Raw genomic sequence first — 24,434 nt, 5'->3', positions numbered from 1 at the left:
CCGCCGCACGACGACTGCGGCGGCCGGGGTATGCCGTGGTCGTCCCCCCGGTCGGCCGGCTGCCGACCCGCGAACCCCGAGGAGATCCTGCACATGCCCGATCGCACCTGGACCGACCCCGCCGAGCTGGACCGCTCCGATCCCGAGGGGGCGATCACGGCGGCCGCAAAGCGCTGCTCGAACTGGGGCCGTTGGGGCGCCGATGACGTCCTCGGCACGCTCAACTTCCTCGACGACGCCAAGCGCGCCGAGGGTGGGCGGCTCATCCGGCGGGGTGCGGCATTTTCGCTGTCGCAGCGCTTCGACGCCGACGGCCCGCAGAAGGGCTGGCGGCGGCGCACCAACCCGGTGCACACGATGCTCGACACCGGCACCGACGCCGAGCGCGGCGTGCAGGGCTTCCCGCACGGCATCGGCGGCGCCGACGACGTCATCGCGATGCCGCTGCAGGCCTCCACCCAGTGGGACGGCCTGGGGCACATCTTCGACCACGGCGACGCCTGGAACGGCCGCCGCGCGGGCGACGTCGTCACCAGCCTCGGCGACGCCGTCACCGGCATCGAGACCGTCGCCGACCGGATCGCCGGCCGCGGCGTGCTGCTCGACATCGGTCGGGCGCTGGGGGACGACGGAGAGCTGCCCGACGGGTTCGCCATCACCTCGGAGCACCTCGAGGCCACCATCGCCATCCAGGGCGCCACCGCCCGCGTCGGCCGCGGCGACCTGCTGCTGGTGCGCACCGGCCAGCTCACCCGCGCGCGCCGCTCCGTGGCCGCCGGCACCGGCTGGGGCGACTACGCCGGCGGTCCCGCACCCGGTCTGTCCTTCACCAGCACCGACTGGCTGCACGCCACCGAGATCGCCGGCATCGCCACCGACACGTGGGGCTTCGAGGTGCGGCCCAACGAGTTCGACGTGGCCTTCCAGCCGCTGCACCAGGTCGCCATCCCGCACATCGGCCTGTTCCTCGGCGAGCTGTGGGACCTCGACGCCCTCGCTGCAGACTGCGCCGCCGACGGCACGTGGGAGTTCTTCCTCACCGCCGCCCCGCTGCCCGTGACCGGCGCCGTCGGTGCCCCGGTCAACCCGATCGCCGTCAAGTGAGGCCGAGCTGATGCGGTTCGCCACCTGGTCCGCCGGCGGGGCCGTCTCCGCCGGCGTGGTGTCCGACCTCCCCGACGGCACCGCGGGCCTGCACGCCCTGCCGGAGGGGACCACGGTCCTCGACCTCGTGCGCGCGGGCCTGCCCGCGGCACTCGAGGCGGGGACGGCGGCGCTGCGGGAGCCGGTCGTGCCGCTGGACTCCGTCCGCCTGCTGCCGCCGGTGCAGGCCCCGACCGTGCGCGACTTCGTCGCCTTCGAGGAGCACGTCGAGGGCATGGTCGCGCCGAGCGGCGAGCCGGTCGCGCCGGAGTGGTACCAGGCGCCGACGTTCTACTTCACCAACCCCTACGCGCTCGTCGGCGCGCACGACGACGTCGCGGTGCCCCCGGGCTCGCAGCGGTTCGACTTCGAGCTGGAGGTCGCGGTCGTCGTCGGGCGCGACGGCGCCTCGCTCACGCCGGAGCAGGCCCGCGAGCACGTGTTCGGCTACACGGTGCTCAACGACTGGTCGGCCCGCGACCTGCAGTTCCGCGAGATGGCGGTCCGGCTCGGCCCGGCCAAGGGCAAGGACTCGGCGACGACGCTCGGGCCCTGGCTGGTCACCGCCGACGAGCTCGAGCCGTACCGCGACGACGAGGGCTTCCTGCAGCTGGACATGCGGGTGTCGGTCAACGGCACCGAGATCGGCCAGGACCTGCTGTCCAACATGGGCTGGCCGTTCGAGGAGCTCGTCGCCTACGCCTCCCGCGGCACGGAGGTCCGCGCCGGCGACGTGCTCGGCTCGGGCACCTGCGGCAACGGCGGCTGCCTGGGCGAGCTGTGGGGCCGCCGCGGCGAGCTCTCCCCTCCCCCGCTGCGCCCCGGCGACGTCGTGGAGATGACCGTCGAGGGCATCGGCACGATCCGCAACCGCGTCGTCGAGGGGGTCGAGCTGCCGCCGGTGCGCGCCGCGCGGCCTCGGCCGCGGAACAGGCAGCACCGAATGACGGATCGGCCGACGCGGTAGGACCGCAGCCGGTGCGAGGAGATCCCGCTGACGGGGCGTGGTCCGGTCCAGCCAAGAGCACGTATCCGATGCGACCGAGCGCGTGGGCAGGCGGTCAATGCAGTCCCGCCGTGCGGATCCTGACAGCGGTTTTCAGGCGGCTTGGGAGGTGAGGTAGCCGGCGTGGACGAACCAGCCGGCGGCGTCGGTGGCGGTGACCGCGGCCAGCGCGACGGCGATGGCGGCGTCCAGCGCCGCCCGGGTGCGCGCGGCGGCCGCCCGGATGAGGGTCTTCAGTTTGCTGAACGCCTCCTCGACCGGGGACAGGTCCGGTGAGTAGGCGGGCAGGAACACCAGCCGGCAGCCGGCGGCCTCGACCAGCGCGCGGATCCGGTCGGGCTTGTGCGCCCCGACGTTGTCCACCACCACGACCTGCCCGGGGTGCAGCGCGGGCAGCAGGAAGTGCTGCAGGTAGGTGGCGAACACCGCGGTGTCGGTGCCGCCCTCCACCGTCATCGCCGCCGTCATCCCGGCCCACGACAGCCCAGCGATCAGCGTGGTCACCGGCCCGCGGTTGCGCGGCACCGCCCCGACCGCCCGGGCGCCGCGGGGCGCCCGGGCCCTGCGGCGGGTCATCGACGTGTGGGTGCCGCACTCATCGACGAACACCAGCTCGGCCGGGTCGGTGGCGGCCAGTTCGGTGCGCCACCGGGTGCGCGCGGTCTCGTCGCGCTCGGTGGCGCTCAGACTTTTGACGTCAGCGGCCGGCCCGGCCGCCGCCGGCGCCCCGAGGGGGTCACTGCCTGCGCCGGATCGTCAGCGGGCAGGTCGGCAATCGCCCGCGACATCGTCGCCAGGGACACCTCACCGCCGACCTCGGCGGTGAAGGCGGCGGCATGCTCGGCCAAGGTGGCATCTGCGGCCTGCTGCAGCCGGGCCGGCAGCCAGGCCTGCAGCCGGGTCTTCTTCGCCGGCGCCGGTCCGTGCCGCTGCTGGGTCGGCGCCAGGCTGCCGGTGGCCCGTCGGCGTTGCAGATACCGCTCCACGGTCCGCACCGACATCCTGAACACCGTCGCAGCCCGTTCAGACGTCATGCCGCCATCGACGGCGGCCACCACGCGCTCACGCAGATCCGTCGAGTACGCCCGCATGCCGATTGGGCTACCCCGTTACCCGTGCACCGTCAAGCAATCAGCACACCGCTGTGAGCGGACGTCGGCACGCGCACGGTCATCGGGACGACAGGCGCGGACGTGCTCCGCGACGGCTGGGTGCCGCGAGCGCCAGCACCTCCGACGATCTCGTCCGCTCCGACCGGCCCGCTGCGTGCCGATCACGTCCACGGAGCCGCAGAGCGCACCCTCCCCCACCGGGACGGCCGCTGGGGGACGGCGCCCACTCCGGTCGACCGTCGAGAAGGGCTGCGGAGCGGTCGGCCCGGTCGTCGCGTCGTTGACACCCGTGTCAGCCGGACCCTAGACAGGGCGGGTGGACTACGACGTCTCGCGCCGGGTGGCGCTCGAGGTTGCCGACGGCGTGGCGACCGTCCGGCTGGACCGGCCGGAGAAGCTCAACGCCCTGGATCCGGCGATGTTCGAGGCGCTGGTCGCCGTCGGTACCTCGCTCGTCGACCGCGACGACGTCGGCGCGGTCGTGCTCACCGGCGCCGGCCGGGCGTTCTGCGCCGGGCTGGACCTCGGCTCGTTCGCCGCGATGGCCGAGGGCACCCGGGTCGTCGTCCCCCGGGAGCCGCTCGGCGCGGCCCGCGCGCTGGGCCAGCAGGCCGTGCACGTGTGGTCGCTGGTGCCCGCCCCGGTGATCGCCGCGGTGCACGGGTTCGCCTTCGGCGGCGGCCTGCAGATCGCGCTCGGCGCCGACATCCGGCTGGTCGCGCCCGACGCGCAGCTGTCGGTGATGGAGGTCCAGTGGGGCCTGGTGCCCGACATGTGCGGTACCCAGCTGCTGCCCGAGCTGGTCGGCCGCGACGTGGCCAAGGAGCTGGCGCTCACCGGGCGCAGGGTCAGCGGAAGCGAGGCGGTGCGGCTGGGCCTGGCCACCCGCGAGGCGGCCGACCCGCGGGCCGCGGCGCTCGCCCTGGCCGCGCAGATCGCCGGGCACAGCCGCAGCGCCACCCGGGCGACGAAGCGGCTGATCGAGCTGGCCGGGCGGGTGCCGCTGGCCGAGGGGCTGCAGGCCGAGCAGGACGAGATCGGCGCGCTCATCGGCTCCCCGGAGCAGGCCGCGGTCGTCCGGCGGCGGCTGTCGTGAGCGCCCTGTTCGACCTGACCGGCCGCCGCGCGCTGGTGACCGGCGGCGGGTCCGGCATCGGGCTGGCCATGGCCCGGGCGCTCGCAGGCCACGGGGCGTCGCTGGCGCTGTGGGGACGGCGGGCCGAGAAGGTGCGCGCCGCGGCCGAGGAGCTCACCGCCGCCGGCGCCGTGGCGCACGCCCAGCAGGTCGACGTGTCCGACGAGGCGGCCGTCGCCGAGGGCGTGCGGGAGACGGTGGCGCTCCTCGGCGGCCTCGACGTCGTCGTGGTCAACGCCGGGCTCGGCGTGCCGCTCACACCGCTGGTCGACACCACGGCGGCCGACTACCGGACCGTGATGGCCACCAACCTCGACGGCGCCTTCTGGACGCTCCGCGAGACCGCCCGGGTGCTCGTCGAGCAGGGCACCGGCGGGTCGGTCATCGCGGTGGCCAGCCTGGCCGCGATCAGCGGCACCGCCCGCAACCACGCGTACGGGGCGAGCAAGGCCGGCCTGACCGCGTTCGTGCGCTCCACCGCCGTCGAGCTGGCCCGGCACGGCATCCGCGTCAACGGCGTCCTGCCCGGCTGGACCGCGACCGACATGACCAGCGCCGCCCAGTCCTCCCAGGTCTTCACCGACCGGGTCATCTCCCGCGTGCCGATGGGCCGCTGGGGCCGGCCCGAGGAGTTCGGCGGCGTCGCCGTCTACCTCGCCGCCGACGCGTCGAGCTACCAGACCGGCACCACGGTCCTCGTCGACGGCGGCTACGCGGTCTTCTGACGGACACGGGGGTGGGAGCAGGCCGACCCGCTGGACCGGGCCGGCACCCCGAGGACCCCCGCAGCGCGGGCCGGACGGCGCCGCTCGTGGCCTGACGCCGCCGCGGGTCGGCACGTCGTCGCCCCGCGTGCTGGACTGGTCGGGTGCCCCGCCTGCGCCAGCTCGTGCTCGCCGCGCAGCAGCCGGCACCGGTGGAGCGGGCGCTGCGGGAACTCCTCGGCGGCGCCGCACCGCACCACGACCCCGACGTCGGGCGCTTCGGCCTGACCAACGCCGTCCTCGCCGCGGGCTGCGACTTCGTCGAGGTGGTGTCGCCCTCGGCTCCCGGCACGGCGGCCGGCCAGTGGCTCGCGCGCAACGGCGGCGACGGCGGCTACATGCTCGTGGTCGACGGGCCGCCGGCGCTCACCGCGCCCGGTCGCCTCGCGGCGCTGGCCGTGCGCGAGGTGCACCGCGTCGAACTGCCCGACGTCGTCGACGTGCACCTGCACCCGCGGGACACCGGCGGCGTGCTCCTCGCCCTCGACGCCGTCGACCCCGCCGGGTCGTGGCGGTGGGCGGGTCCGGCGTGGACCGGTCGCAGCCCGGCCTGCGCTGGTGGGCTGCGCGGGGTCACCGTCGCCGTCCCCGACCCGGGGGAGGTGGTCCGTCGCTGGGCCACGCTGCTGGACGTCCCGGTGGTCGACGGCGGGCTGCGGCTGGACGGCGGCCGCCAGCACCTGACCTTCGTCGCCGGCGCGGGCGACGTCGCCGCCGTGACCGCGGCACGGGTGGCGCTGCCGGGCGCACGGCCTTCCGTGGCCGACGTCGGCGGCGTGCGCGTCGAGATCGTCCCGCTGGAGGATGAGACGTGACCGACATCGAGACCGGCACCGACCACCTGCTCGCCCGCGTCGAGGACGGCGTCGCCGTGCTCACGCTCAACCGCCCGGAGCGCCGGAACGCGCTGTCCGCGCCGATGCTCTCCGCCCTCGGCGCGACGCTCGCGCAGGTGGAGGCGGACGACGCGGTGGGTGCCGTGGTGCTGACCGGGGCGGGCGGGGCGTTCTGCGCGGGCGGCGACGTCAAGGGCTTCGCCGAGCGCTCCCCCGGCGCGCCCGGCGCGTCGGCGGAGCGGGTGCAGCGCGCGAACCAGCGCGCCACCAGCGGACGCCTGTGGCGGATGACCAAGCCGACCGTGGCGGTGCTGCCCGGCGCCACCGCGGGGGCGGGTCTGTCGCTCGCGCTGGCCTGCGACCTGCGCTATGCGGCGTCCACTGCCGTGCTGACCACGGCGTTCGCCCGGGTCGCGCTCGCCGGCGACTACGGCAGCGCGTGGTTCCTCGTGCGCCTCGTGGGTCCGGCCCGCGCCCGAGAGCTGCTGTACCTCTCGCCGCGGCTGTCGGCCGAAGAGGCCCTGCGGCTGGGCCTGGTCAACGCCGTGCTGCCGCCGGAGGCCCTCGAGGGCGAGGCGCTCGCGGTGGCGCGCCGGCTGGCGCACGGGCCGCGCGCGGCGCTGGCGTCGATGAAGGAGAACGTCGCGCTGGCGCTCACCGCCCCGCTCGACGAGTACATGGACGTCGAGGTGACCCACCACCTCGCGACGTTCGCCACCGCCGACCACGCGGAGGCCGCGCGCGCCTTCGTCGAGAAGCGGGAGCCGGTCTTCGGCACCGGCGCCGGAGGAGGCGGAACCGGCGGTCAGTGACCGCGGAACGCCTCCTCCAGCCACCACGACGGCAGGTCCCCGGGCACCTCCGCGTCGACGAGCAGCGGGGTGGCCCGGAGGCCGGCGAGCCACTCCCCCACCGCGGCCAGGTCCCCAGGCTCTCGGACGGGAACGGCCGTGGACCCGTGGCCGCGGGCGATCTCCGCGAGGTCGGTCTCGGGGACCCGCACGGCGTCACGGTGCACGTGCTGGTGGACGGTCGGCTCTGCGGCGCACCGCACCCCTGGGCGCGACGCCGTGAGTCGGCTCCTGTTGCGCAGGGACGTGGTCGGGTCTGTGCTGGATCAGAACCGACCGGAATCGGTCACGAGGAGCTTCGATGTCACGCCCTCCCGAGTCCACCCAGCCCTCATCCGTGCGTCGCGTCATCGTGGCGAGCCTGGTGGGTACCTCGCTCGAGTGGTACGACTTCTTCATCTACGGCACGGCTGCCGCCCTGGTGTTCAACCAGGTCTTCTTCCCTGAGTTCGCCCCGCTGGTCGGCACCCTGCTCGCGTTCACGACATACGCAGTCGGTTTCGTGGCACGCCCGCTGGGCGGGGTGGTCTTCGGCCACTACGGCGACAAGCTCGGCCGCAAGAACGTGCTGGTCGTGACGTTGCTGATCATGGGCATCGGCACCTTCCTGATCGGTGTGCTGCCCACGTACGGGTCGATCGGTGTGTGGGCCCCGATCCTGCTGGTGACGCTGCGCTTCCTGCAGGGCCTGGGCCTCGGCGGGGAGTGGGGTGGCGCGGTACTGATGACGCTCGAGTCCGGCTCCGCGCACCGGCGCGGGCTGAACGCCAGCTGGCCCCAGGTCGGGGTGCCGATCGGGCTGCTCCTGGCCAACGGGGTGCTGTCACTGATGGGGGCAGTCACGTCCGACTCGGCCTTCGTCGACTGGGGGTGGCGGATCCCGTTCCTGTTGAGCGGTGCCCTGGTCCTCGTGGGGCTGTGGATCCGGCTGACGATCGCCGAGAGTCCGCTGTTCCGCGAGGTCGTGGAGCACGACGCCAAGGCGGAGGCGCCGATCGTCGACGTCCTCCGCCGGTACCCGTCGCGGGTGCTGCTCGCCATCGGGGCGCGGGTCGGGGTCGACGTCGCGTTCTACACCTTCATCTTGTTCATCACGACGTACGTGGCGACCTACCTGGAGCTGCCGAGCACCTACGCCCTCAACGCGGTCCTGATCGCCGCCGCGGTGCAGGTGTTCCTGATCCCCTGGTTCGGTGTCCTGTCGGACAGGTTCGGACGACGGCCGGTCTATCTCTTCGGCGCGGTCGGCGCCGCGGTTTGGGTCTTCGTGTTCTTCGCCCTGCTGGACACCGGCCGCTTCGCGCTGATCGTCCTCGCGACGGTGATCGCGCTCTTCTTCCACGCCGCGATGTACGGCCCGCAGGCGTCCTTCATCGCTGAACTGTTCCCGACCCGGGTCCGCTACACCGGCGCCTCGATGGGGTACCAGCTGGCCGGGATCCTGGGCGGAGCCCTGGCCCCCATCGTCTCCGTGGCCCTGCTCGATCGCTACGACACCTCCCTGGCCGTCTCCCTGTACGTGGTCGTCGTCCTCATCCTCACGACGGTCTGCGTCTTCCTGGCCCCGGAGACCGCGCGGATCGACCTGCACGCCGACCCGGCCACCGCGAACACCGGGAGGAGCGGTGACCGCGCTGCCTGAGCATCGACCACGAGGCCACGGCGGCGTCCTCGGCGACCGGTTCCCCGCTCCCGCTGATCGATCCGACCTCCGTGTCTGCGCAAGGTGGGACACACCGTGCGAACGTGCGTCGCCGCCTTGTTGGCGGACTTGCCATCTGCTTGTTCTTGGTCGGGTGTGCACCTGACTCAAACACTTTTGAGCGGTCGTAGTCGAACGCGCTGACAAGTGCGTTGATCACGTCGAGCGGACTACCGAGCAAGTGGCCGCCAAGGTCGTGTCATACGAGTGTGCGCTGGAACAGGTCATCACCGACCTTGGGATGATTAGCGCCGAGTACGAGGGCATCACAAGCTGGCATGAGTGGTGGTCGCCCCCGCTGAACTCCACAACGGTGGCGCAGCAACCTGAGGTCGCCGGGATCTGTGCGAGAGCGTCTCGGGGGCGGTGATCCGTCGCGGCCGTCAGTCGATGACGCCATCCCGTCCCGTTGAGACGGCCGGAACGTACCCTCCCTGACGTGGGGTGATCATCGGCGGCCCGACTCGCCATCGTGCCGACATGACAGCCACACCTCGCGTCACGGCTTCGTCCACGACGTCCGGGCGGAGGGCCTGGCCCTCTACGTCGGCAGGACGACGGATGTGGACCCTTTCAAGCGGATCAAGGACCACGAACGCAAGACACGGAGTTCATGCACCAGGTGACGGACTTCCACGTCCGCCGCGTCCACACGGACGACCTGCCCTTCGAGGGACAGATGAGGATCGAGTTGGCCTAGCAGCGTGGACGCGACAGACATTGACGCGATCACCGAAATGGGCCGACACTGCCGAGGCCACACTTCCGGAGGCGGCGGAGGACAGGGATGAGTGATCACTCGCTCCACCCTGGTGATACCGGCCGCTGCCGACGCTGACCGCGCTGCACCTGCACGCGCTCATCCCGTGCCGCTGTTCTTCGGTCGCTGTTGCCGAAGGCCAGTAAGCGCTGCACTGTGCTCGACCTGATTCCGGAGCCGCCCGCACACGGGGGACGGCTCGCGGATCGGCTCCCCCTCCGAGGAGGCCACGACAGCATGGGCACCTACCCCAGTGGCGTGAGATACCGCGGGATCAACCGGACCGGCGCCGAGAACCCGGCCGCGTGGGACGGCTGGAAGTCCAGGCAGACCATCGACTGGTACGAGGTGCCCGAGGGCCCGCGGCTGACCCAGGAACTGAGCCATTCCCAGTAGCCGAGGCAGGCAGGTCAGGGACACGCCGGGGGGCGAGGTGACCGGGACAAGCGCAGGACCTCGGTAGGAGGGACGTCTTCTCACGGATGTCCCACACCGAGGTCCTGCTGTGTCCGATCCTGTCAGCTACACCGCCGTGCTTCCGGTCTCCGAGCAGACAGTGCTGTTCGTGTCGGGCCTGTTGAGTGCCGAGCGGCGTCGCCGCGGTACCCGAGGTCGCCGCCGGGCGCTGGGCTGCTACCGGCAGGCGGTGCTGGTGCTGCGCTGGTTCGTCGACGGGACCCGGCTGGCCCAGTTGGCCGCCGACAACCGGATCGGCCGCTCCACGGCCTACCGGTATCTGCACGAGGGCATCGACGTCCTGGCCGCAGCCGCACCCGGGCTGCGCGGCGCGCTGCTGGCCGCGCGTGCCGCCGGCCATACGCATGTGACGGTGGACGGGACGCTAATCCGCACCGACCGCTGCTCGGCGCCGGGTCCGACCGCCCGGGCGGATCGCTCGGATCGACGGGTGGACCTGTGGTGGTCGGGCAAGCACGCGGCACACGGCGGCAACATCCAGGTCATCGCCGCACCGGACGGCTGGCCGCTGTGGACCTCTTCCGTGCGGCCGGGCCGCGAGCACGACACCACCGCGCTGCGCGCCCACGCCGAGGTGCTGCCGCTGCTGGCCGAGTGGACCGACGAACTGCATGCCGCCCTGGCCGACCTGGGTTACGAGGGCGAACGTGGGGCGCTGACCACCCCGATCAAGCACCGCACCGGCCATCGGCTGACCGCCGACCAGCGCACCGTCAACCTGCTGCACGCGGCCACCCGGGCCCCGGCCGAACGCGGCAACTCCCTACTCAAGACGACCTTCAAGGCGCTGCGCCGGGTCAGCCTCTGCCCCTGGCGGATCGGGGCGATCACCGCCGCCGCCCTCGTCCTGCTTCACCACGAACACGGCCGCACCACATGATCAACGGTCAGCGGAGCCGTTACTGGGAATGGCTCACTGACCTACTACGCCAACAGGGGATTCAACGCGATCCGTCTCCCCATCGCCTGGGAACGGGTGCAGCACACGCTGCTGGGCCCGCTCGACGACACCCCGGTCGACGGCATTCCCGGATACGCCGAGCAAGTCACCACGTACGTCACCCAGGCCACCGCGGCGGGCTTTCTGGTCATCGTCGATCTGCACAACTACAACCGCTATGCCATCAACGCGTTCGACGCCGCGGGCCACCCCACCCCCGTGGGAGCGTTCACCCAACACGTCTTCGGTGATGGCACGCTCGGCGTGACCGCTCTGGCCGACGTCTGGACCAAACTGGCGAAACGGTTCCTCGGCAACAACCGGGTCGTGTTCGGGCTGATGAACGAGCCGCACCGCTTCCCGTGCGATCAGGAGCAGAAGAAGCCGGACGGCACGCCGGTCTATCCCTCGGGTACATCCGACCATGACTGGTGTACGAAGTACAAGATCCCCTCGGACATCTGGTTCGCCTGTCTGCAGCAGGTCATCTACGGCATCCGCGGCACCGGGGCCGACCAACTGATCCTCGTGCCCAACAGCCACGGATCAGACGTAGAACACTGGGACACCGACGTCTGGTGCCCGCTGGGCGGCCCCAAGGACAGTATCGCGGCGCTGGCCATCCAGGACACGAGCGTCAACAATCTGGCCTTCGACATGCACGAATACCGCAACACCGAATTCGCGACCTACGCCGACCAGATGGAGGTGGTGACCACCTGGGCGATGGCGCAGAACAAGCGGTTGTTCCTCTCGGAGTTCGGCGTCGAGAAGACCGATCCGTCGGGCCAGAGCGCGCTGGACAGCCTGCTCGACTACCTGGACGCCAACGCCGACGTGTGGCTCGGCTGGACACCATGGGACGACGCCGAGGACGACAACGACCATCCGTTCACCCTGACGGTCAAAGATCCTACGACGCAGGACCGTGAGGATGGCCCGCAGCTGAAGGCAAAGTGGTACGACAATCACCTGACGCCCAACACGGTGTGAGCGGCCCTGCGGGCGCACGCTCGGCGCCCGGGCTTGCGGCCACGGGTCGGCGCTGGCAACCAGTCGGCGCTCGTCCACGCGATGCTCGCGGAGCTGCCGGCACCAGAGTCCGCGACGCGGTTCGCGCCGGCCGTGTGGGAGCTGCTGATGTCGTGGCACTGGCCCGGCAACCCCGCGGAGCTGCGCAACACCGTCGGACTCCTGGCGCGCCGCGCCGGGGGCGGGACCGTCGGGACCGACGACCTGCCCGACGAGCTCCGTTCCTCCCGCCGGACGGTCGGGCTGCTGGAGTCGGCGGAGAGGGCAGCCGTGGCCGAGGCCTCCGCGCTGCTGGCGGCAACCGGAGCCGGGCTGCGCAGGCGCTGGGTATCGGGCGCAACACGCTTTATCGCAAGATGCGCGAGTTCGGGATCACCTGAGGAGCTCCTCTCCTCGCCCGCCGGGCTGCCGACGGAGGGGCGCCGTGCTGCGACGGGAGAGCCGGACCGCCTACCCGGCAGCACTGTCAGTCGCCGACCAGGACGCCGTCGGGCGTCCGGTAGACGCCGACCGAGTCGGGGACGTCGCCCTCGCAGACCGGGATGCCGTCCACGCCCATGTCGCAACTGAAGGGCGGGTAGTCGACCTCGTCGTCCGCGGGCACCTGACTCGCCGGGTCGATCCGGAACGCCGCCAGGACCTCCCCGTCCGGGTCGAGGTAGGAGATCAGGACCTCGCCCTCCGGGACGTCGAAGGCGACCCCGTCCTCCACCGGACGACCGATCGCGCCGTCCCCGGGGTCGACGGTGGCACCCGCGACGGTCTGCGCTCGCAAGCGCAGCGGGTCCACGGACACGGCGTCGCCGGCGGCGGTGACGTCGACGTCGACGACGAGCCGGGAACTGTCCGCCCCATGGCTGCGGCGGACCCCGTCGAGGGTGATCGTGGCCGCGCCGCCCACCTGATCGGTGAACGGAACGGTATCCCCCACGTCCGCGACGGGCGCCAGGGTGCTGGTGCCGACGGCCTCGCCTGGCGCGGCGCCATCGCCTGCGGGCCCGCAACCGGCGAGCACGGTGAGGCAGGCAGCGAGCAGGACGGTGCGGCGCATGGCGATCCCCCGCATGGCGATCCCCCGCATGGCGATCCCCCGAACGGCTGCGTCCCACGCTAGCCGCGGACCGGGCTCCGGTGGCGGGCTCCCGGCGCGGCAGTCCGGTGAGGGCAGGCGTGTCGCCGGCCTCCGCAGCGGGGCCCCCGGCCCCGCCGTCCCGAGGGGACCCCCCGGGGGCAGCCAGGGAGTGCGCCGGGGCCTTCCCCGGGTGCGACGGGCACCGGTGGCGACCACTCTTCGTGGCGCCCCCGACCGGGAGGCGTCCCACCCACGGCTCCCCAGGAGGAGAACCCATGCCCACACGGACCGCCGGTCTCCTCCTCGCCGACGAGCTCGACGACGTCGACCGGACCACCGGGCTCGCGGGGAGCGACCTGAATGCACTGCGCGCGGTGGCGAATTGGGTCAGGAGTTTCGTGGTCGAGCCCCACCAGGACCTCGGCCGCGCCGGGCCCGTCTGTCCCTTCGTGCCGGGGGCCCTGGAGCGACGCACGCTCTGGTTCGCTCCCGAGCGGATCGGCGACGCGACCGTGCCGGACGTCGTCGAGCTCATGACGGGCTATCGCAGGCGGTTCCTGGAGGCTCAGCCCGCCGGCGGCGAGGACGCCGGCCACGCGGCGATCATCGTCGTCTTCACGGACCTGTCCGCGGATCGTGCACGCGAGCTCTTCGCCGACGTCCTGCAGCGGATCGCCGTCCCGTCGTACGTGGAGGACGGGATCGTGTTCGGGCCGTTCTACGACGGTCACGACGGGCCCGCGATCCACAACTCCCGTTTCCGGCCGTTCCGATCGCCCGTGCCGTTCGTGTTCGTGCGGCACGGGGTCGTGGAGGACTGGGAGTTCTTCCTGGACGACGAGACCTGGTTCCCCCTGTACGCGCGTCGCTTCGGGGAGTCCGCCGTCCACGCCCTCGCCGGGGAACTGCGCCGCCTGCCGTGGCGCGTGACCCCCGGATGACCGGCGCCTCGCCGCAGATGCGTCGCGCCGTCCCGCCCAGGACGTTCCCCGCCGTCACCGAGCGGTCCGCCGGGCTGTGCGAGAGGAGCTCGTCATGACCCCACGGTCGACCCCGGTGCCGTCACGCAGGAGGGTGCTGGCCGCCGCGGCGACGGTGGCGGTGGCCGGCGCCGTGAGCGCGGTGGCCCCTCCCGCGGACGCGGCCACCGCCGAGTGCGGCCCGGGCTGCATCTCCGTCTTCAGCAGCGCACTGGGCACCTACGCCGACGTCGGCTTCGTCGAGGCCGTCCTCGACGGAGGCGCGGCGCGACCCGGGCAGCCGGTCGGCCTGGCGCCGGTCAGCGGCACCGACCCGGCGGAGGACTTCCGACCCGGCACGGCCACGGGCGGGGGCACGGTCGCCGACTTCTACGCGGACGGGATGGTGTCCGCCGAGGCGAACGCCCACTACGGCCCCTTGAACGCCGTGCAGCAGGAGTACGCGCCGTTCGGGGTCGAGACGGGCATGTGCGTGGGCGTGGCGCGCGTCGTCCAGGGCGAGGGGCTCACGCTGCAGCCGTGCGACGTCCCGGGCACGACGGTGTGGATCGTCCAGCCCGTCCCGGGGGACACCACGCCGGGGTGGTTCGCCATCGTCAACGCGGCGACCAGCGACTTCGACCGCCCGTTCGCGATGCACCTGCCGTGCCACGAGGTCGCCGGCGGTGAGCCCGTGCAGATGCAGCTCCGCCACCTGCGGTACCGCACCGGCGAGGGGACGCTGCCGGCGATACAGGTCTGGGGCGCTGTCTTCGGTCCACAGGGCCGGCCGTGACGCCCCGGACGTCGGTCGAGCGCGTGCCCGGGGACACGGGCTGACCGCCTGCTGGACGGCGAGGACCGGCTGCCGTGACCTGCCGGCTCACCAGCACCCGCACCGTCCCCGGGTCGGCGATCGGACCGAGGGGACGGCGCGCTCGCCCGGTTCCCTGGGCGCAGGGCGGCCCGCGGCCCGGAGCCGACGGGGTCCTCAGCGCAGGGGTGCGCCGAGCTCGTCGGCCAGCCCCTCGAGCAGCCCACGCATCCTGTCCACCGTCGGTCGCCCGGATCCCACCGCGTACCGCTCGGCCAGCAGGGCGGGGTCCTGGAACGCCAGCCACGTGACCGCGCCGTCGGACCACACGAGGACCCGCAGGGGGAGGTCGAGCCCGCACCGCGGGTCGGCCTGCATGAGCGGCGTCCCGACCGCCGGGTCCCCGAGCACGAGGAGGACCTCGTCGTCCAAGTCGAGCCCCGCCGCGCGGGCTCCCGCCGCGTGGTCGATGGTCGCGAAGAGCTCGACCCCTCGCCTCCGTAACGCCCGGGTCAGCCGCTCCACGACCGAGGCGACCTCCCCGGGGACCGCACGGACCCGGAGCCCGTCGGACGCGGGGAACTCCGTCGCGGCGCGGTGGTCAGGCACCGACCGGTGCGCCTGCCGTGGCGGCCTCGCCGATGACCTGCACCGTCTCGGCCGGGTGGGACGTGCCGACCACGTCCGAGGCGCCGTGGAGGAGGATGGTGGGCTTCACGTCGGCTCCCTGCGGGTCGGTGGACGACGATGCGGTCCGGCGCCGAGCACTGCTGTGCGTGGTGTCGGCCCGGCCCGGCCGCAGGGGGCGGCTGCGGGCACGGGTCATCCGGCTCCGCCGTCCCGCTCCGGGGGCACCAGCGTGACCAGCGGCTCGCCGATCTCCACCAGGTAGGTCGACAGCATCCGGCCGGTCCCCGGACCGAGGTCGCGGGCGTTGTGCGGGGTGCCGGGTGGGACGAGGAAGCCCTCACCGGCGTGCAGCGTCCGCGGGGGGCGGCCGGCGACGAGCACCTCCACCGTCCCCGCCGCGATGGAGCCGACCTCCTCGCCCGGGTGCGTGTGCCAGCCGGACTCGACGCCCTCCGGGATCTCCGTCAGGACCTGGACGATCTCCCGCCCCGGCACGGAGAACCGGCTGCGCTGCAGCTCGGTGCGCCGCAGGGTCCCCGCGAGGGCGTCCGGCGGCTGCACGCCGGTAGCGGCTCCGGCGGTCACGACCGGCCACGCGGTGCGGGGACCGGGGCTGCGCGCATCGACCGGAAGCCGGCGCGCAGTTCCTCGGCGAACAGCTGCGGCTGCTCCCAGGCCGCGAAGTGCCCGCCCCTGTCCAGCTCGTTGAAGTGGACGAGCTGCGGATAGGCCCGCTCGACCCAGCTCCGGGGGGCCTGGTACGCCTCGCCGGGGAAGACGCTCACCGCCGCGGGGACGGAGACGCCCTTGGCGTCCCAGAAACCGCCCCGGTACTCCCAGTACAGCCGGGACGCGGAGACGCCCGTACCGGTCAGCCAGTAGAGCGTGATGTTGTCGAGGAGGTCGTCGCGCGTGAGCTCGCCGGTGGTGGTCGTCGTCCGGCGCACGGCCTCCACGACCGCTGCGGCGGGCTGGCCACCGGCGTCGTCGTGGTCGAGCAGCCAGGCGGCCAGGCCGACCGGTGAGTCCGCGATGCCGTACAGGGTCTGCGGACGCGCCGCCATGTACTTGGCGTAGGCCACGCGCGTCAGGGTCGTGGCCAGCTGCTCGTACGCGCGCCGTTCCCCGGCCGAGAGCCCGGAGGGCGGGGGCTCTCCGGTCAGCAGGGCCCGGTAGACGTCGGTGGGCACGCTGCCGGCGTAGTTGGTGTGGATCCCGAGCAGTCCCGGTGGCCGCCGCACCCCCATGAGGTCGACGACGAAGGCGCCCCAGTCCCCGCCCTGGGCGACGTAGCCGGTGTACCCCAGCCGGCCCATGAGCTCGTCCCAGGCGCGGCCCATGCGCTCGGGGCCCCAGCCGGTGCTCGTCGGCTTGCCGGAGAACCCGTACCCGGGCATCGAGGGGATGACGACGTGGAAGGCGTCGGCCGCGCTGCCGCCGTGCGCCGTCGGGTCCACCAGCGGCTCGATGATCTTCAGCTGCTCGATGACCGACCCCGGCCACCCGTGGTTGACGATCAGTGGCAGGGCGTCCTCGTGCCGCGAGCGGACGTGGATGAAGTGGATGTCCAGCCCGTCGATCTCGGTGACGAACTGGGGCAGCGCGTGCAGCCGGGCCTCGCACCGGCGCCAGTCGTAGCCGCCGGCCCAGTAGCGCGTCAGCTCCTGCACCAGCTCCAGGGGCACGCCCTGCGAGGTGTCCCCGACCGTCTCGCGCTCCGGCCAGACCGTCGCCTCCAGCCGTCTGCGCAGGTCCGCCAGTGCCTCCTCCGATGCCTCGAAGCGGAACGGGCGGATCGCCCGGCGGTCGTCGGATGCGACGGACGGCGGGGCCGGGGCGGTGGGCGCGGACATCCGGTCCTCCTGGCGGTCTCGGGGCGGCCGAGCAGCGGTGTCCGTCCCCGGTCGGGCCGGCGAGGGGAGCTCCGCGACGCGTGCCCACGCTGGCCGCGGGACGCGCTCGTCGCCCCCGTGCTTCTCCCTGGTGCCCACCCTGGTCCCCGGGGACGGCCAGGTCGCGGCAGCGGGGCTCGACCACCCCGGGACGGCGGCCAGGCACCCCGCCCGTGGGTGTCCCTGGTGCGAAGGGCGGCCGGGCCCGGCGAGGGTCGTCCTCCCGCAGTCCCCTCCCGACCGTTCGCCGACGGCGAGCGCCCGAGTGCCAGGAGGCACCGATGTCCGCGTCGACCGCCCCGACGACGACCGCCGCCGACGAGCGCGGCACCGCCGTCCGCCCCTTCCGGATCGACGTACCGGAGGAGGCGCTGACCGACCTGCGCCGGCGCGTCGCGGCGACGCGCTGGCCGACGCAGGAGCTGGTGGCCGACCGGTCGCAGGGGGTGCAGCTGGCGACCGTGCAGGCGCTCGCCCGGTACTGGGTGGACGGCTACGACTGGCGCCGCTGCGAGGCGAGGCTCAACGCCTTCCCGCAGTTCACGACCGAGATCGACGGCGTGGACGTGCACTTCCTGCACGTGCGGTCCCCCCACGAGGACGCCCTGCCGCTGGTCATGACGCACGGCTGGCCCGGCTCGGTCGTCGAGCTGCTGGAGACCATCGGCCCGCTCACCGATCCCACCGCGCACGGTGGGCGGGCCGAGGACGCCTTCCACCTGGTGCTGCCCTCCCTCCCCGGGTACGGCTTCTCGGCCGAGCCGCGGGAGGTCGGGTGGGACGTCGGCCGGGTCGCGCGGGCCTGGGCGGAGCTGATGCGCCGCCTCGGCTACACCCGCTACGTCGCCCAGGGCGGCGACGTGGGTGCCGGCGTGACCGACGCCCTGGGCCGCCAGGCGCCCGAGGGGCTGCTCGCGATCCACCTGAACCTGCTCGTGACCGCGCTCGGCAGCTCGCTGCCCGGCGACACGGACGCGGAGCGCGCGGCCCTGGAGGCGATCGGCACGTTCCGGTCGAGCGGCTTCGCCTACTTCCTCGAGCAGGCCACCCGGCCGCAGACGATCGGCTACGGCCTGCTGGACTCCCCCGTGGCCCTGGCCGCCTGGATGCTCGACCACGACACGGACTCCTACTACAAGATGTCCCGCGCCTTCGTGGACGGGCAGCCGGTGGGCAACCTGACCCGCGACCACGTCCTCGACAACATCACGGTGTACTGGCTGACCGGCACCGGGGCGTCGGCGGCCCGCTCGTACTGGGAGAGCTACGGCCCCGACGCCCCCGCGGCCGCGGCCGCCGCCGGCCAGACCCCTCCGCCCGTCACGGTCCCGGCCGGGTTCACCACGTTCCCGGGCGAGATCTGGCGCACGCCGCGCACCTGGGCCGAGCAGAGCTACCCCACGCTCGGCTACTTCTCCGAGGTCGAGCGGGGCGGGCACTTCGCCGCCTGGGAGGAACCCGAGCTGTTCACCAGCGAGGTCCGGGCCGCGTTCCGGTCCCAGCGCCGGCCGCGGATCCCCGAACCGCGTCGCTGACCGCCCGCACCGCCGGACGCCGTGCGCCGCGGCGCGGCCGGGGCCTCCCTGCCGGCCGCGCGCGGCCGCTCACACCCTCGCGGGGGGGCGCCCGGGCCGAGCTCGAGTGCGGTGCGCCCGGGAGCGACGTCTTCCACGGCGAGGTCTCCCACGGCTCAGCCGGGCGCTCCCACCCCGACGATCCCGGCGTCCGGCAGTCCGGCCGCGACCCCGACGGCCGCAGCTACCGGACGCCCGCCGTCTTCCCCGATCCGGACGGCAACGACCCGGACGGCGACGACCCGGACGGCGACGACCCGGACGGCGACGGCTGCGTGCTGCAGGAGGTCACCGAGCGCCTCCCCGGCCGCAGAGCCGGCCGCAGACCCGGCCGCAGAGCCGGCCGCAGAGCCGGCCCGGTCCCGCGGCACCCGGTCCCGCGGCTATCCGAAGGTGAAGCAGTAGGCCTCGGCGCCGGGTTCGGAGAAGGTGATCTCCAGCTGTCGCTCACGGACGCCGTCGCGCTGCCGGACGAGCTGGTACAGGCGCCCCTCCCGGAGCACGCCGTCGCCCCGCTCGTCGACGTCGACCCCGTGCGCCGAGCCGGGCGCCGCGCCGTCGAGGCGCACGGTGAAGGGGATCGGCGCCCGACCGGCGCCGGCGAGCACGAGGTGGGCGTCGCGCGCGGAGAACCGGAGCGCGATGCTGCCGCCGGGCTCCCGCAGCGTGACCCTCTCGGCGTCGACCGCCCAGCGGCCCTGCAGCGCCCAGGAGCCGGGTCGCAGCCGTTGCGGCAGCCGGTGGATGCCGTCCACCGGCACGGCGGGAGCCGCGCCGCGCCCGGAACCCAGGTAGGTCTCCGGCGTGCGCAGGGAGGACCAGTCGGCCTCCTGCTCCACACCCTGCCCCTCGACACCGTGCCCCTCGACACCGTGCCCCTCGACACCGTGCCCCTCGACACCCTGCCCCTCGACGGCGACCGGTGTCCGCTGCACCCCGAGGAGCCGCTGGAGGACCCGCTCGGACTCCTCGTAGCGTCCCTCGCCGAAGTGTTCGTCGCGGATGACGCCGTCCCGGTCGACGAAGTACAGCGCCGGCCAGTAGTGGTTGTCGAAGGCGCTCCAGACGGCGTAGCCGTTGTCGACGACGACGGGGTGGTCGATGCCCCGCGCCTGTGTCGCCTGGCGCACCAGGTCCAGGTCGTGCTCGAAGGAGAACTCGGGCGTGTGGACGCCGACCACGACCAGGCCGTCGTCGCGGTAGGCCCGCGACCAGGCCCGGATCCAGGGCACCGTGCGCAGCCAGTTGATGCAGGTCAGCGTCCAGAAGTCGACGAGGACGACCGATCCGCGGAGGCCCTCGGGGTCCAGCGGCTCGGAGTTGATCCACGCGGTGGCCCCGTCGAACGGGGGCAGGTGCACACGCAGGCGGTCGAACACGGACATGCCGGGACCTCCGGGGGCTGGGCGTCGAGCTGACGGAGGGAGGCTGCAGGTCCGCGGCACCGGTCGCGCCCGTCGGATGCCCTGGTCTCCCCCGCCCCTCCCGGGCCGGCCGGCCCGGTCCCGGCCGCTGGCCGGGACCGCCACCGGAGCCTCGACCGCCCATCGGAGTCGAATGACGCATGTGCCCGACCGCACCCGCACCTAGCGTCACCGCCCCGGGGTCCCCCGGTCCGGCCGGTCGCGCCGGGCCCGTCCCCAGGGAGGCGGTGCGCATGTCGGGTACGGCGACGTGGCCGGGCCTGCTGGGGCGGCGCAGCGAGTGCGAGCTGCTCACCGGCACGGTCGCGGCGGCCCGGGCCGGGCGCGGCCAGGTGCTCGTCCTGCGCGGCGAGGCGGGCATCGGCAAGACCGCGCTCCTCGACTTCGTCGTGGCCCGGGCAGCGGGCTGCACGATCGCGCGTGCTGCGGGCGTGGAGTCGGAGACGGAGCTCCCCTTCGCGGGCCTCCACCAGCTGTGCGGTCCCTTCCTGGACCGGCTGGGTGCGCTGCCCGGACCCCAGCAGGAGGCCCTGGCCACCGCGTTCATGCTCCGCTCGGGCACCGCACCGGACCGCTTCCTCGTCGGCCTGGCCGTGCTCACCCTCCTCGCCGAGGTGGCGCAGGAGCGGCCGCTGGTCTGCGTCGTGGACGACGCCCAGTGGCTCGACCGTGAGACGGTGCAGACGCTGGAGTTCGTCGCCCGCCGCCTGGGAGCCGAGCCGGTGGCCGTCGTGGTCGCCGTCCGGGAGACCGACGACGCTCCGCTGCTGGCCGGGTTCCCGGTGTGCACGGTCGGCGGCCTGCGCTCGCGCGACGCGGCGGCCCTGCTCCGGTCGGCCGTCACCGGGACCCTCGACCTCCGGGTCCAGGACCGCATCCTCGCCGAGGCACACGGCAACCCGCTGGCCCTCCGGGAGCTCCCCGGAGGGCTGACCAGAGCGGAGGTGGTGTTCGGGGGCGCCACCGGTGGTCCGACGACGCCGCTGGTCCACCGCCTCGAGCAGGGGTTCCTGCGCCAGGCGGCTCCCCTGCCGGCGTCCTCCCGGTGGCTGCTCCTCACCGCGGCCGCGGAACCGGTCGGCGACCTGGCCCTGCTGCGGCGGGCTACCGAGCGGCTCGGCATCGCGTTCGACGCGGCCCGGCCGGCCGAGGCGGCCGGCCTGATCGAGCTCGGCGAGTGGGTGCGGTTCCGCCATCCGCTGGTCCGCTCGGCCGTCTACCGGTCGGCCACGCCGGCGGAGCGGCGGGGCGTGCACGGCGCGCTCGCCGAGGCCACCGATCCCGACGTCGACGCCGACCGCCGGGCCTGGCACCGGTCCCGGTCCGTCGTGGGCCCGGACGAGGAGGTCGCCGCCGAGCTGGAGCGCTCCGCCGGACGTGCCCTGGCGCACGGGGGGTGGGCCGCGGCGGCCGCCTTCCTGGAGCAGGCCACCTCGCTGACCCCTGACCCGGGGCGGCGCGTGCGCCGCTCCCTCGACGCCGCACAGGCCAAGCTGCACGCCGGTCAGCTCGACGACGCGGCGGCGCTGCTCACCACGGCGCGGACCGGCCCGCTCGCCGCGGCCGAGCGGGCGCGGGCGGACCTGCTACAGGCGCAGCTCGCGTTCGTCGCCGACCGCGGCACCGAGGCGCCCTCCCTGCTGCTCGCCGCGGCCCGCCGGCTCGAACCACTGGACCCCACGGCGGCCCGGGACACCTACCTCGACGCGCTGTCCGCCGCGCTGTCCGCCGGGCGGCTCGCCGCCGGGCCGACCGCCCGCGAGGTGGCCGAGGTCGTGCGGGCGGCCCCCCGGCCGGACGCCCCGCGCAAGGACGACGTCCTGCTGGACGGCCTCGCCGTCCTGTGCACCGAGGGGTACGCGCCGGCCGTGCCGCTCCTGCGGCGGGCGGTGCGCGCGTTCGTCACCGAGGACCTGACCGTCGACGAGGGCCTGCGGTACGCCTGGCTCGCCGCGGCCACGGCGGCGTCGCTCTGGGACGACGAGGGCTGGGACGTCCTCACCCGCCGGCACCTGGAGGAGACCCGCGGGGCGGGCGCCCTGAGCGCGCTGCCCCTCGCGCTGGACACCCGTGCGACCGTGCTGGTCCTCACCGGCGACCTGGCCTCCGCCGAGGCCTCCGTCCAGGAGGCCGGGTCGGTGACCGACGGAACGACCGGCAGCCTGGCGCCCTACGGCGCGGTCGCCCTGCTCGCCCTGCGGGGGGAGGCCGAGCGGGCCGAGCGGCTGTTCCGCAGCTGCCTGGCCGACGTCGTCGCCCGCGGGGAGGGCGTCGGCGTGACCACGGTGCAGTGGGGCCGATCGGTCCTCTACAACGGGCTGGGCCGCTACGGCGACGCCCTGCGGGCGGCGAGGGAGGCATCGGCCGACCCGCTCGGGCTGGGGCCGCCGAGGTGGGCGCTCGCGGAGCTCGTCGAGGCCGGTGCCCGCTGGGGCGACACGGAGGTCGCCGCGGCCGCACTGGAGCAGCTGTCCGCGCTGACCCGGGCCAGCGGCACCGACTGGGCCCTCGGCACCGAGGCGAGCCGGCGCGCCCTGCTGGCGACGGGCGACGCCGCCGAGCAGCTCCACCGGGAGGGCATCGAGCGACTCGGCCGCACCCGCATCCGGGTCGAGGTCGCCCGCGCCCGGCTCCTGTACGGGGAGTGGCTGCGGCGGGCCGGTCGCCGGGTCGACGCCCGCGCGCAGTTGCGGACGGCCCACGACGAGCTGGTCGCCCTGGGGGTCTGCGGCTTCGCCGACCGGGCGCGCCGGGAGCTCCTCGCCACGGGTGAGACCGCGCGCAGGCGCAGCGTGGAGACCTTCGCCGAGCTCACCGCCCAGGAGGCCCACATCGCCCGGCTCGCCGCCGGCGGGTTCACCAACCCCGAGATCGGCGCGATGCTGTTCATCAGCCCCCGGACGGTGGAGTGGCACCTCCGCAAGGTCTTCACCAAGCGGGGCGTGAGCAGTCGCCGGGAGCTGCGCCGGACGCTGCAGGACGGCGACCACGCCGTCCCGTGACGTCCGGACCACCCCGGCCGGCGCCCGGTGCCGGCCCGGCCGGGACCGCGGCACGCTCCCCACCGAGGAGGACGCCAGGGACGTCGACGGGCCGACCCGGCTGCTCCGGGCGGCTGCTCCGGGAGGCGGAGGAGCACCTCGGCCGGTAGGAGGCGGCCGAGGCAGCGCCCAGGGCCGCTCCCCCGGCCCGCTACCCCGGCGGGGCCGCCTCGGCCGCGAACGCCCGCAGCCCCGCCAGCGCCCGCCGGACGCCCTCCAGCAGCGAGCCCCCGCCCGCCTCCCGCCAGGAGCGCACGGCCACACGCAGGACGACGATGCCCACACCGGCCTGCAGCAGGGCGGCCGCGTCCGGTTCGCGCGAGCCGCGCATCGCCGCCAGTCCGCGCGCCAGCACCGCCTCGAGGTCCCGCTGCACGACCAGGGTGCGCTGCATGAGCCGCGGCTGCCCCAGGACGATCTGGTCCCGCACCGCGAGCAGGTCCTGCTGCGACTCGAGGAAGGAGGCGAACTCCTCGAGGACGACGGACAGGCGGGCGGGCTCGCTCGCCGCCGCGCCGGCCTCGAGCGCCCTGCCCAGTGCCGCGGTGAAGTCCTCCTGGTAGGCGAAGACGACCTCCTCCTTCGTCCCGAACCAGCGGTAGAAGGTCGCGGGGGCGACACCTGCCTCCGCGCAGACGTCCTCCACGGTGACCTGGTCGAACCCCCTGGCCCGGAAGAGCTCCAGTGCGACCTCCTCGATCCGGGAGCGTCGCTGCTCCCGTGACCCGCCGCCGCCGTCGCGGCCGCTCGGGGCCATGCCGCCTCCATCCGCACCCGTCGCCGCGCCGATCGCGAGCGCGGTGGAGTGTGGCACCGCTGCCGGTGGCCCACCCGCCCCGTCCCCCGTCCGGGCCCGTCGCGCGACCGACCGACCCGTCCGCCGGGCCCGGCGGCGAGACGGTGTCCGGCTGCCGCGCCCGGCCACGGCGGGACGGCCGACCGGCGCTCGCGTGCAGGTGCTCCGGGCGCCGCTACGGGGCGAGGGAGGCGCCCGGCGGCGTCCGCAGGAGCCGGACGCCGGTCATCTCCAGCCGCACCCCGGCGGCGTCGGAGGCGCACCGCAGGACCACCTGCATGCACCCGGGGCACCGCAGCACCAGCGCGGGGGCGTCCGCGTACACGAGGTGGGCGCCGAGCGCGGCGGGGTTCCCGCAGTGGGCACAGGTGACGACCGCCGTGGTCGCGTCGACCGCCAGGACCTCGCTCAGCACTCCGGCCGCCGCGTTGCCGTCCAGGCGGCGGCCGGCCGCCTCCGTGGCCTCGGTCATGA

At 74.4% G+C, this 24,434-nt stretch carries 24 protein-coding genes and 2 pseudogenes; 16 read left to right on the top strand and 10 right to left on the bottom strand.

Annotated elements, in window-relative coordinates:
- The first annotated feature begins 93 nt into the window (after positions 1–93).
- Both ACWIZO_RS19790 and ACWIZO_RS19785 read left to right on the top strand, forming a co-directional pair.
- Positions 94–1,104: a cyclase family protein gene (locus ACWIZO_RS19790; protein ID WP_448639349.1), complete on the top strand. Its 1,011-nt coding sequence runs from the start codon at positions 94–96 to the stop codon at positions 1,102–1,104.
- Between the two features lie 10 nt (positions 1,105–1,114).
- The gene (locus ACWIZO_RS19785; RefSeq protein ID WP_448639348.1) at positions 1,115–2,110 is read left to right on the top strand and encodes a fumarylacetoacetate hydrolase family protein; all 996 of its coding nucleotides are present in this window, start codon (positions 1,115–1,117) and stop codon (positions 2,108–2,110) included.
- Between the two features lie 132 nt (positions 2,111–2,242).
- On the opposite strand, the gene ACWIZO_RS19780 is transcribed toward ACWIZO_RS19785, so the two are convergent.
- Both ACWIZO_RS19780 and ACWIZO_RS19775 read right to left on the bottom strand, forming a co-directional pair.
- Positions 2,243–2,836, bottom strand: coding sequence for an IS630 family transposase (locus ACWIZO_RS19780; protein ID WP_448642975.1), 594 nt, complete (start codon positions 2,834–2,836; stop codon positions 2,243–2,245).
- Complete coding sequence (locus ACWIZO_RS19775) at positions 2,833–3,240, bottom strand: IS630 transposase-related protein (protein ID WP_448639347.1); 408 nt, start codon at positions 3,238–3,240, stop codon at positions 2,833–2,835. The genes ACWIZO_RS19780 and ACWIZO_RS19775 overlap by 4 nt, the downstream gene beginning before the upstream one ends.
- Before the next feature lie 337 nt (positions 3,241–3,577).
- Between ACWIZO_RS19775 and ACWIZO_RS19770 the strand changes: the two genes are divergently transcribed.
- From ACWIZO_RS19770 to ACWIZO_RS19755, 4 genes are all read left to right on the top strand, one after another.
- Positions 3,578–4,357: a crotonase/enoyl-CoA hydratase family protein gene (locus tag ACWIZO_RS19770; RefSeq protein ID WP_448639346.1), complete on the top strand. Its 780-nt coding sequence runs from the start codon at positions 3,578–3,580 to the stop codon at positions 4,355–4,357.
- Positions 4,354–5,121, top strand: a complete 768-nt coding sequence (locus ACWIZO_RS19765; protein ID WP_448639345.1) for an SDR family NAD(P)-dependent oxidoreductase — start codon at positions 4,354–4,356, stop codon at positions 5,119–5,121. The genes ACWIZO_RS19770 and ACWIZO_RS19765 overlap by 4 nt, the downstream gene beginning before the upstream one ends.
- A 143-nt stretch (positions 5,122–5,264) precedes the next feature.
- Positions 5,265–5,975: a hypothetical protein gene (locus ACWIZO_RS19760; RefSeq protein ID WP_448639344.1), complete on the top strand. Its 711-nt coding sequence runs from the start codon at positions 5,265–5,267 to the stop codon at positions 5,973–5,975.
- Positions 5,972–6,808: an enoyl-CoA hydratase-related protein gene (locus ACWIZO_RS19755; RefSeq protein ID WP_448639343.1), complete on the top strand. Its 837-nt coding sequence runs from the start codon at positions 5,972–5,974 to the stop codon at positions 6,806–6,808. Before ACWIZO_RS19760 ends, ACWIZO_RS19755 begins: the two co-directional genes overlap by 4 nt.
- Here the strand turns inward: ACWIZO_RS19755 and ACWIZO_RS19750 are convergent.
- Positions 6,802–6,999, bottom strand: a complete 198-nt coding sequence (locus ACWIZO_RS19750) for a hypothetical protein (RefSeq protein WP_448639342.1) — start codon at positions 6,997–6,999, stop codon at positions 6,802–6,804. The two genes, ACWIZO_RS19755 and ACWIZO_RS19750, sit on opposite strands and share 7 nt — an antisense overlap.
- Positions 7,000–7,184: 185 nt before the next feature.
- On the opposite strand from ACWIZO_RS19750, the gene ACWIZO_RS19745 reads away from it, so the two are divergent.
- The 6 genes and pseudogenes from ACWIZO_RS19745 to ACWIZO_RS19720 all read left to right on the top strand — a co-directional run.
- Positions 7,185–8,489, top strand: coding sequence for an MFS transporter (locus ACWIZO_RS19745; protein WP_448639341.1), 1,305 nt, complete (start codon positions 7,185–7,187; stop codon positions 8,487–8,489).
- A gap of 1,078 nt (positions 8,490–9,567) precedes the next feature.
- The gene (locus ACWIZO_RS19740; protein WP_448639340.1) at positions 9,568–9,705 is read left to right on the top strand and encodes a hypothetical protein; all 138 of its coding nucleotides are present in this window, start codon (positions 9,568–9,570) and stop codon (positions 9,703–9,705) included.
- Between the two features lie 136 nt (positions 9,706–9,841).
- Complete coding sequence (locus tag ACWIZO_RS19735; protein WP_448642974.1) at positions 9,842–10,666, top strand: transposase family protein; 825 nt, start codon at positions 9,842–9,844, stop codon at positions 10,664–10,666.
- Between the two features lie 36 nt (positions 10,667–10,702).
- Positions 10,703–11,719 carry a cellulase family glycosylhydrolase gene (locus ACWIZO_RS19730; protein WP_448642973.1) on the top strand — a complete coding sequence of 339 codons (1,017 nt, stop codon included), beginning with the start codon at positions 10,703–10,705 and terminating at the stop codon, positions 11,717–11,719.
- 81 nt (positions 11,720–11,800) lie between these two features.
- Positions 11,801–11,980: pseudogene (locus ACWIZO_RS19725) on the top strand (hypothetical protein); the annotation flags it as partial.
- 71 nt (positions 11,981–12,051) lie between these two features.
- Positions 12,052–12,138, top strand: a pseudogene (locus ACWIZO_RS19720) (helix-turn-helix domain-containing protein); the annotation flags it as partial.
- A gap of 86 nt (positions 12,139–12,224) precedes the next feature.
- Here the strand turns inward: ACWIZO_RS19720 and ACWIZO_RS19715 are convergent.
- Complete coding sequence (locus tag ACWIZO_RS19715; protein WP_448639339.1) at positions 12,225–12,839, bottom strand: hypothetical protein; 615 nt, start codon at positions 12,837–12,839, stop codon at positions 12,225–12,227.
- Positions 12,840–13,105: 266 nt separating this feature from the next.
- Here ACWIZO_RS19715 and ACWIZO_RS19710 point away from each other — a divergent pair, with 266 nt between their 5' ends.
- Complete coding sequence (locus ACWIZO_RS19710) at positions 13,106–13,771, top strand: DUF6875 domain-containing protein (RefSeq protein ID WP_448639338.1); 666 nt, start codon at positions 13,106–13,108, stop codon at positions 13,769–13,771.
- 94 nt (positions 13,772–13,865) lie between these two features.
- The gene (locus ACWIZO_RS19705; RefSeq protein WP_448639337.1) at positions 13,866–14,585 is read left to right on the top strand and encodes a hypothetical protein; all 720 of its coding nucleotides are present in this window, start codon (positions 13,866–13,868) and stop codon (positions 14,583–14,585) included.
- A 195-nt stretch (positions 14,586–14,780) separates the two neighbouring features.
- Here the strand turns inward: ACWIZO_RS19705 and ACWIZO_RS19700 are convergent, their stop codons facing one another.
- The 3 genes from ACWIZO_RS19700 to ACWIZO_RS19690 form a co-directional block, all read right to left on the bottom strand.
- Positions 14,781–15,212, bottom strand: coding sequence for a DUF302 domain-containing protein (locus ACWIZO_RS19700; protein ID WP_448639336.1), 432 nt, complete (start codon positions 15,210–15,212; stop codon positions 14,781–14,783).
- A gap of 213 nt (positions 15,213–15,425) precedes the next feature.
- Positions 15,426–15,818 (bottom strand): cupin domain-containing protein, encoded by a 393-nt coding sequence (locus ACWIZO_RS19695; RefSeq protein ID WP_448639335.1) that lies wholly within the window; start codon positions 15,816–15,818, stop codon positions 15,426–15,428.
- Positions 15,815–17,086 (bottom strand): epoxide hydrolase family protein, encoded by a 1,272-nt coding sequence (locus ACWIZO_RS19690; protein WP_448639334.1) that lies wholly within the window; start codon positions 17,084–17,086, stop codon positions 15,815–15,817. Before ACWIZO_RS19690 ends, ACWIZO_RS19695 begins: the two co-directional genes overlap by 4 nt.
- Before the next feature lie 320 nt (positions 17,087–17,406).
- Between ACWIZO_RS19690 and ACWIZO_RS19685 the strand changes: the two genes are divergently transcribed.
- Positions 17,407–18,660, top strand: coding sequence for an epoxide hydrolase family protein (locus tag ACWIZO_RS19685; protein WP_448639333.1), 1,254 nt, complete (start codon positions 17,407–17,409; stop codon positions 18,658–18,660).
- Between the two features lie 422 nt (positions 18,661–19,082).
- Here the strand turns inward: ACWIZO_RS19685 and ACWIZO_RS19680 are convergent, their stop codons facing one another.
- Positions 19,083–20,084, bottom strand: a complete 1,002-nt coding sequence (locus ACWIZO_RS19680; protein ID WP_448639332.1) for a thioredoxin — start codon at positions 20,082–20,084, stop codon at positions 19,083–19,085.
- 272 nt (positions 20,085–20,356) lie between these two features.
- On the opposite strand from ACWIZO_RS19680, the gene ACWIZO_RS19675 reads away from it, so the two are divergent.
- Complete coding sequence (locus tag ACWIZO_RS19675; RefSeq protein WP_448639331.1) at positions 20,357–23,125, top strand: helix-turn-helix transcriptional regulator; 2,769 nt, start codon at positions 20,357–20,359, stop codon at positions 23,123–23,125.
- A gap of 190 nt (positions 23,126–23,315) precedes the next feature.
- Here ACWIZO_RS19675 and ACWIZO_RS19670 read toward each other — a convergent pair whose 3' ends face one another.
- Positions 23,316–23,921: a TetR/AcrR family transcriptional regulator gene (locus tag ACWIZO_RS19670; protein WP_448639330.1), complete on the bottom strand. Its 606-nt coding sequence runs from the start codon at positions 23,919–23,921 to the stop codon at positions 23,316–23,318.
- 214 nt (positions 23,922–24,135) lie between these two features.
- The gene (locus tag ACWIZO_RS19665) at positions 24,136–24,432 is read right to left on the bottom strand and encodes a DUF6510 family protein (RefSeq protein WP_448639329.1); all 297 of its coding nucleotides are present in this window, start codon (positions 24,430–24,432) and stop codon (positions 24,136–24,138) included.
- Positions 24,433–24,434: the final 2 nt, after the last annotated feature.

Source organism: Geodermatophilus sp. URMC 63, assembly GCF_053502565.1.
Note: the sequence above shows the minus strand (reverse complement) of the source record. Positions and strands in the feature narration are given on the sequence as shown.

What these genes read in the sequence shown, in the direction of transcription:
- ACWIZO_RS19670 (WP_448639330.1), bottom strand. Translation starts at nt 23,921, where the DNA reads ATGGCCCCGAGCGGCCGCGACGGCGGCGGCGGGTCACGGGAGCAGCGA.
- ACWIZO_RS19675 (WP_448639331.1), top strand. Translation starts at nt 20,357, where the DNA reads ATGTCGGGTACGGCGACGTGGCCGGGCCTGCTGGGGCGGCGCAGCGAG.
- ACWIZO_RS19665 (WP_448639329.1), bottom strand. Translation starts at nt 24,432, where the DNA reads ATGACCGAGGCCACGGAGGCGGCCGGCCGCCGCCTGGACGGCAACGCG.
- ACWIZO_RS19715 (WP_448639339.1), bottom strand. Translation starts at nt 12,839, where the DNA reads ATGCGGGGGATCGCCATGCGGGGGATCGCCATGCGCCGCACCGTCCTG.
- ACWIZO_RS19790 (WP_448639349.1), top strand. Translation starts at nt 94, where the DNA reads ATGCCCGATCGCACCTGGACCGACCCCGCCGAGCTGGACCGCTCCGAT.
- ACWIZO_RS19710 (WP_448639338.1), top strand. Translation starts at nt 13,106, where the DNA reads ATGCCCACACGGACCGCCGGTCTCCTCCTCGCCGACGAGCTCGACGAC.
- ACWIZO_RS19705 (WP_448639337.1), top strand. Translation starts at nt 13,866, where the DNA reads ATGACCCCACGGTCGACCCCGGTGCCGTCACGCAGGAGGGTGCTGGCC.
- ACWIZO_RS19775 (WP_448639347.1), bottom strand. Translation starts at nt 3,240, where the DNA reads ATGCGGGCGTACTCGACGGATCTGCGTGAGCGCGTGGTGGCCGCCGTC.
- ACWIZO_RS19785 (WP_448639348.1), top strand. Translation starts at nt 1,115, where the DNA reads ATGCGGTTCGCCACCTGGTCCGCCGGCGGGGCCGTCTCCGCCGGCGTG.
- ACWIZO_RS19685 (WP_448639333.1), top strand. Translation starts at nt 17,407, where the DNA reads ATGTCCGCGTCGACCGCCCCGACGACGACCGCCGCCGACGAGCGCGGC.
- ACWIZO_RS19680 (WP_448639332.1), bottom strand. Translation starts at nt 20,084, where the DNA reads ATGTCCGTGTTCGACCGCCTGCGTGTGCACCTGCCCCCGTTCGACGGG.
- ACWIZO_RS19690 (WP_448639334.1), bottom strand. Translation starts at nt 17,086, where the DNA reads ATGTCCGCGCCCACCGCCCCGGCCCCGCCGTCCGTCGCATCCGACGAC.